Origin of the sequence: Streptomyces chlorus (genome assembly GCF_042655885.1) — a bacterium.
GTDB lineage: Bacteria > Actinomycetota > Actinomycetes > Streptomycetales > Streptomycetaceae > Streptomyces > Streptomyces chlorus.
This window is the reverse complement of the sequence record NZ_JBHSOA010000100.1, coordinates 93,058-99,852: the sequence shown is the minus strand read 5'-3', so window position 1 is coordinate 99,852 and position 6,795 is coordinate 93,058. Positions and strand designations below refer to the sequence as shown.

The following is a 6,795-nucleotide window of genomic DNA, read 5'->3' as shown; positions in this document are numbered from 1 at the left end:
GCTACACTCCCACCGCTCGACGTTTCCCCACGTCAAGCCACGAAGTACTGCTGGAGTACTAGACCACCAGGCCACAGGGAGACGGGTCAAGGTCGCCTCCGCCACCTGAGGGACGGTTCTTCCTGATCCCTATTGACGGCGCGTTCCGCCCCGCCCCTACGGAACCACCAGCCCGGTCGAGAACAGGGGAACCCGATGCTCCACCACCGGGACGGGGAGATCCCGGCGTTCGGGCTGGACAGCGCGGTGCGGTTCCTCGCCAGGCACCTCGGCTGGGTTCGCCACCCGCTTCCGCGACGTTCTGCTGCGGCGGCTGAGGCAATTGCATTGGTTTCCTGGCCAGTTCACTCGCCCGACGATCAGCTCAGGAGAACCTCAATTCTCTTGTGACCCTATTTTCGCTGTGTTTGACTCCCGAAGTCGGCAACAGACCACTCGGAAACGAGAAAAGCCGACCACTGAAACAGGGGGAACCAACAGCAATGGTCCATTCTCGAAATATTTACGCTTCAATATTCTGCGCGGTGATCGCAGGATCCTTCATGGCCCCGGTCACGGCCGTCGCCGCCGACACGGGCCCTGCTCCCCTGGGCGTGTGCAGCGGTGGCTGGCGCAAGAACGTGTACGCCTACCAGGCCACCCACATAGGCAAGGGCCCGATCTACAAGGACGGGCCGGGAGGCACCATGGTCGTCACCCGGACCACCGCCGAGACCGCGGCGACAAAGGTCAGCGGGACTGCGGGGGTGACGGTTGATTACGCCGTCGCGCAGGCGAAGGTGGAAGTGAGCGCCGAGGCGGCCAAGGAGGTCAGCTGGGGGACGGACCACCAGTACCGTCGGGACATCTCCAAAAAGAAGTACGGGAACACCCAGTACGGTTCCTGGGGGCACTCTGCGACGTGGGAGAAGTACTACGAGCTTCCCGACTGCCGCAAGACCCAGAGAACCTCGGGCAAGGTCAAAGTCGTGAACAAGGCCGTCGGATTCCGCTACTGGGAGAGCAGCAAATGATGCTCTCTCCTCGTGCCTCCGGGCTTGCGGCACTCACCGCCGCCGTGGTCGTGGCGGCTACTGGTTGCACGAGCGGGCAAGGGGACGCACCCGAGCCCTCTCCCGCCACTTCGTCGAAACCGGCGGCCGAGGTGACACTCCGCCCGCCGGACATTCAGCCCGGTTACCAGGAGATCGCCTCCGGTGGCCCCCGTAGGGGTGACGGGGACCTCGGGCCGGTCCGGCTCACCGAAGGGGTCTCCTGGGTGAACGTCAACTGCGTCTCGGACACCGGGACCGGCCGACTCACACTGACGGTCGACACGGTGGGCGAGTTCACGGTCGACTGCCCCAGCACCGAGGCCCGCATCAACGTGAACCAGCTCGACCTGGCCGAGGCACGGAAGGGGCGCTTCCACATCGAGACCACTGACCGGGTCCGATGGATCGCCAGCATCCAGGTTCCTTCCTGACGAACAGAAACGAGACCGCGCGGGAGCCTTCGAGGCTCCCGCGCGGGTGATCCGGGCCACCGCCTCCCGGGCCACCGCCTTCCGGGCCCGGTTCACGGGTCCGGCTCACGGTCGGGCAGGGTGTCGTCCATGGGCGCATCCGTCGATGCGGCGGTGCCGTCATGGGCCGTGCCTCATGCCTTGCGTACACGCAGTGTCCGGAGGTTGGACAGTTCACGGACTCCCCACCTGCCCAGTTCGCGTCCATGGCCGCTGGCCTTGATGCCGCCGGTGGGGAGGCGGGGGTCGGTCGCGGAGATCGTGTTGGTGAAGACGGCTCCTGCGTGGATCCTGGAGCCCACGGATGCGGCGTGGTCGCCGTCCGTGCTCCACACGCTGCTGCTCAGGCCGTACCGCGAGGAGTTCGCGAGGGCGATGAGCTCCTCGTCGTCCGCGCATGACGTTGCCGTTGCAGGTGCGGGTCTTGGACCTGATCTTCCAGTTACCGTTCGACATCCAGCCCTTGGAACGGGCACAGTCGTCCTTGACGCCGATCCCCGACCCGGCCCGGTAGGTGGCCATGAGCTTCCTGCCCTGGTGGACCGAGAGCTTCGCGTTGGCGGGGTGGTGGAAGGTCCGGACCGTGCTCGCTCCGTGCTCTCTGACGAAGGCCATCCCGAAGGTCTTCATGGCGATCGAGATGCCGCGGCCCCGGTAGCCGGCCCGTACGCCGGTCATCTCGTTGAAGACGAAGCCCTCCTGGACCGAGGTCGCCGCCAGGCCGATCCAGTCGTCCCCGGCCAGGGCGATCACGATGCCGCGGGGGTCGTAGCCGGCGGCCTCGAAGCGCCGCTCGGCGTACTCCTCGAAGGTGTAGAACTCACCGCGCTCGGGGATGTCGGCGGAGCACTCCTTGTTCAGTGCGTACAGCGCACGGCGGTGTTCCGGTGTGTCGCCCAGTTCGGCGAGCGTGGTCAGACGGATGCCATCCGCGCGGCACCGCTTCACGTACGTCTCGAAGTGGGGCGCGTCGAACGCCGCGACGTCCAGTTCGAGCTTCACCCAGGGGACGGTCATGTCCCCTCCACCGTGTTGTCCCCTCCGCCATGTCCTCTCCGCCCGGTCCCCTTCACCGTGCGACGGCCTCCTCATCCTGCCGCTTGATCGAGCCGGGAGGAAGATCGCCAGGGCTCCGGTGGAAATTCCGTGCGGTGCAAGCCGGGGAGGGCACAGACTCGTCCCATGGCTGACATGGAGGCGTTCCGGGAAGCGGTCACCGCGTGGGATGCCGGTGGGTCCGGTGAGCCCGCGCGCGAGCTGGCGGCGCGGCTGTCCGTCCGGGCGGTCGTCCTGCTCGAAGGGCCGAGCGATGCCGCGGCCGTCGACGCGCTGGCCGCGCGCCGCGGACGGGATCTGGAGGGTGAAGGGGTCTGCGTGCTGCCGATGGGCGGTGCGATGAGTGTCGGGCGCTTCGTCCGGCTCCTCGGGCCACCGCCCGGCCTGGGCCTCCGCCTCACGGGGCTGTGCGACGAAGGGGAACGGCGCTTCTACGCCCGCGCCTTCGAGCGGACGGCTGCGGCGGGCACGGCACACCCGCCACGGTTCTTCGTCTGCGTGGCGGATCTGGAGGACGAGCTGATCCGCGCGCTGGGCGTGGCACGGGTGGAGGAGCTCGTCCGGGAGGAGGGCGACCTGCGCGCCCTGCAGACCTTCCTGCAGCAGCCCGCGCAGCAGGGCCGCACCTCGCAGCAGCAGTTGCGGCGCTTCCTCGGCACGAAGAAGGGGCGCAAGATCCGGTACGGGCGCGTCCTCGTCGAGGCCCTCGAACCCGACCGCGTACCCGCCCCGCTCGACGGCCTGCTCACCTGCCTCTGACCGTCTCTGACCGTCTCTGAAGCGGCGCGGGCGCGGGTCGAGGCCCGTGCCGGAGGGGAATGTTGCGAGGGTTAGCCTCGGGAGAGCGAGACCCGTCCCTCAGCAGAGGGCGGGCGTGGTGGCAGGAGGCGCAGGACATGGCGAAGGTTCCCGGCTCGGTGCTGGCCGCGAGTGGACTGGTCGGCGGGTACGGCGTGGCCCGCTGGACCCGGAAGCGGCCGCTGGGCGGCGTCGTTCTCGCCGTGGCGGGGGCCGCTGCGGCGCGGGAGTGGCGGGAGCGGGCCGGCGGGAAGGCCGCCGGGGCGCTGTCGGTCGCGTACGTCGCCGCCTTCGCCGGGTCGCATCCCCTGGCGAAGAAGGTCGGCGCCTGGCCCGCCGTGTTCGGCGTGGCGGGCGCCGTGGCGCTGACGTCGTGGGCGGTCGCCGACCGGCGCGGGTGAGGCACGGGCACGATGGCCCGGTGACGGTGGCCTGGCAGCGCGGTGGGGGTACGGGTACGGCTCGCAGCCGGACGGGGGACGAGAGATGGCCGATGGGCGCACAGCACCAACCCACCGGGCCCTGGAGCAGGCCCGCTCGGCGGGCAGCCTGGACGAGCTCCTGGTGGACCCCGAGTTCCTGGTCCGGGCCGACCCGTACATCCTGCTGCCCGTCCTGCACCGGGCGGGCAGCCCCGCCGCCCGCTCGGCGGCGGCCGTCTACCGCGCCTCCGCCCACCGGCACGTCGGCGCGGACCCGGTCACGCGGCGGCAGCTGCTCGGCGTGGATGCCGCCCGCCTCGGTGACCACGCCCTGGCGGCCGGACTGGCCCGCGAACTGCCCTGGCGGGTCGTCTGGTCGACCGGCTCCGAGATGGACACCCGGCTGCTGGCGTCGCTGCCCGGCACGGTGGTCGCGCGTGCGCTGACCACTTCCGTTCCCAAGGTCTTCACCCGTGTGGAGGGATGCCTCACCGCTCTCCTCGGCGAGCGCGACGGCACGCTGATCGCCGTCGACCTGGCCACCGGGCAGGCCGTCGGCGATCCGATGCCCGGGCACGGCGCGCGCCTCGACGGGCTGGCGCAGGTGCGCGCCGATGGACGGACCGTGGTCGTGGCCACCGGCGGCGGAGCCGTACGCCTGTGGGACCTGGAGACCCGCCGCCCACTCACCGTGCCCCGTGGGCCCCGCGAGCCACGCGGCGAGATCGTGGGACTCACCAGGGCACTGCCGGACGGCCGTCCGCTCCTCATGACCTGGGACGGCCGTCTGCTCCACCTGTCGGACCCGGTCACCGGCGAGCCCGTGGGCAGGCCCCTTCCGCACACCCGGCGGGTCGACGCCGTCGTACCGGAGTCCGACGGCCGCTCTCCCGCTCTGGCGGTCAGCGTCGCGGACGGCCGGGTCCGCACCTGGGACCTGGCCACCGGACGCCCGCGCCGTACCCTCACGCACCGCGGTCTGCCGATTCTGGCCGGACACCCTGAGCATGCCAAGGACCACATCGCCGTTCTCCACGGCCGCCCTGTCCTCGTCACCGGCGGCTCCGATCCCGACCGGTACGGCAATGGCGGCGGAAGGCTGCAGATCCGGAGCCTTCTCACCGGCGAGCTGCTCGGTGCACCGGTGGGTTCCGACGACCCCCGGTCCGACTCCCGCTTCCCGCTCCCCTCCGGCCGGCGCACCATGCCGAACGACGTGGACACCGCCATGCTCGACGGGCGCCCCCTCGCCCTCGTCGTCAAGTGGCAGAACGACTGCTGTCCTTCGGCCGACCGGATCCAGGTGTGGGACCTCGCCTCCCGCAGCCTGTACGCACCTCCCCTGAGGGGCTGCCCGGACCGGGTTTCCACCCGCTTCAGCACGATCGCGGCCGTCGACGACGGCACGGTCCTCGTGGCCGTCAGGTGCATAGGCCCACGGCAGGGCCTCGAACCGGACTACACGCGGGAGGACCTGGTCAAAATCTGGGCCCTCGGCCCGGAGCAGGCACCCCGGCACCTGGACGGCGGACACTCGGGCCCCGTCCGGGCGGTCGCCGCCACCGTCACCGCCGGCCGGCCCGCCCTCCTCACCGGCGGCAGCGACGGTGCGGCGCGGCTGTGGGATCCGGAGTCCAGCCGCCCCACCGGCATGCGGCTGAGCGGCCATCGCAGTGCCGTACGCGCGGTCGCCTCGGTGCCCGTGGGCGAGCGCCGCCTCGCGGCCACGGCCGACAGCGACGGAACGGTGTGTCTGTGGGACGAGGCGACCGGCCGCTTCGAGGGCCGGCTCCCGGAGCATCACTCGGGCTCCGTCCAGGCCCTCGCGCACGCCGAGGTCGGCGGCCTCCCCGTCCTGCTGACCGGCGGCCGGGACGGTGTCGTCCGCCTCTGGGACCCGGCCGCCCGCCGGCCGCTCGGCGAACTCTCCGACAGCCCCGGCCGGGTCATCCACGCTCTCGGCACGGCGATGGTCGGCGGCCGTCCCGTCGCCCTGGCCGGCGGCACCGACGGCGCGCTGCGGCTGTGGCACCTGGACACCGGACACCCCCTGGGCGTCGCTCTCCGCGGCCACCGCGGCCCCCTGTCCACCGTCGCCACAACCGTCCTCAGCGGTGTCCCCGTATGCGTCACAGCAGGTCAGGACGGCACCGTGCGGCTATGGGACCTCGACCGCCGCCGTGCTCTCGGCCGACCGCTCACCGCACCCGCGGCCCGGCCCCTCCGGGCCCTGGCCGCCACCGTGACCGACGGCCGTGCCGTGGCCGCCGCGGGCGCCGACGACGGCACCGTCGTCGTCTGGGACCTGGCCTCCCGGACACCCCTCGGCCCTCCGCTGCCCGGCCACAGCGACGCCGTGCTCGCCTGTACCTTCATCACCCGGGACACCCTGCTCACCGCAGGCCGCGACGGCACACTGAGGCTCTGGAGCCCCGAGACGTACACCGCCCGCCCCGATGCCCCGGACCGCCCGCGCCCCGAACACACCGAGCGGGTCATGGGGCTCGCCACGGCCGTCGGCCCCGCCGGCCGCCCCGTCCTGGTCAGCGACAGCGGGGGCGAGTACTGCGGCAACGCGCACTCCCTCCACGTCCGCCACGTTCAGGACCTTGCCACCGGGCACCCCATCGGCGAGCCCGTCCCCTCGTACGAAGGGCCGACCACCACCGCGGCGATCACCCCGGCCGAGCCGATGCCGGCCTACACCGCCGTACTCGACGGCTCCCCCGTTTCGTTCTCCTTTCACGGCTCGGACACCGTCCGCGCCCGTGACGCCGCCACCGGCAGGGACATCGCCCCGCCGTTGTGCCTCCCGCTCACCGTCAACTCGCTGACCACCACCGACGACGGCCACCTCGCCATCGCCTTCGGGCGCGAGGTGGCGGTCCTGGAGTGGCAGGGGTCACCACACCACCGGCAGCAGCAGTAGTAACTGGGCGCGCGCTGCTCGACGGCTTGGAACACCATCCTCAGCGCCCTTCCGCGTCGGACGTGACGATCTTCTCCGGCGGTTCC

General features: G+C 71.6%; 7 protein-coding genes. 6 read left to right on the top strand and 1 reads right to left on the bottom strand.

Features of this window, described 5'->3' with window-relative positions; translation table 11 throughout:
• Positions 1-524: 524 nt before the first annotated feature.
• Positions 525-1,013 (top strand): hypothetical protein, encoded by a 489-nt coding sequence (locus ACFPZI_RS32830; protein WP_381370820.1) that lies wholly within the window; start codon positions 525-527, stop codon positions 1,011-1,013.
• Positions 1,014-1,144: 131 nt separating this feature from the next.
• Positions 1,145-1,465, top strand: a complete 321-nt coding sequence (locus ACFPZI_RS32825; RefSeq protein WP_381370819.1) for a hypothetical protein — start codon at positions 1,145-1,147, stop codon at positions 1,463-1,465.
• A 173-nt stretch (positions 1,466-1,638) separates the two neighbouring features.
• Here ACFPZI_RS32825 and ACFPZI_RS32820 read toward each other — a convergent pair whose 3' ends face one another.
• On the bottom strand, positions 1,639-1,980 hold the full coding sequence (locus ACFPZI_RS32820) for an aldehyde dehydrogenase family protein (RefSeq protein WP_381370818.1): 342 nt from the start codon (positions 1,978-1,980) through the stop codon (positions 1,639-1,641).
• 44 nt (positions 1,981-2,024) lie between these two features.
• Here ACFPZI_RS32820 and ACFPZI_RS32815 point away from each other — a divergent pair, with 44 nt between their 5' ends.
• From ACFPZI_RS32815 to ACFPZI_RS32800, 4 genes are all read left to right on the top strand, one after another.
• Entirely contained in the window at positions 2,025-2,162 is a 138-nt protein-coding gene (locus ACFPZI_RS32815) for a hypothetical protein (RefSeq protein WP_381370817.1), read from the top strand.
• A 524-nt stretch (positions 2,163-2,686) separates the two neighbouring features.
• A complete protein-coding gene (locus tag ACFPZI_RS32810; RefSeq protein WP_381370816.1) occupies positions 2,687-3,319 on the top strand; it encodes a TOPRIM nucleotidyl transferase/hydrolase domain-containing protein in 633 nt (210 codons plus the stop codon).
• A gap of 137 nt (positions 3,320-3,456) precedes the next feature.
• A complete protein-coding gene (locus ACFPZI_RS32805; protein ID WP_055626283.1) occupies positions 3,457-3,759 on the top strand; it encodes a hypothetical protein in 303 nt (100 codons plus the stop codon).
• Positions 3,760-3,844: 85 nt separating this feature from the next.
• Positions 3,845-6,709 (top strand): WD40 repeat domain-containing protein, encoded by a 2,865-nt coding sequence (locus ACFPZI_RS32800; protein ID WP_381370815.1) that lies wholly within the window; start codon positions 3,845-3,847, stop codon positions 6,707-6,709.
• Positions 6,710-6,795 lie beyond the last annotated feature (86 nt).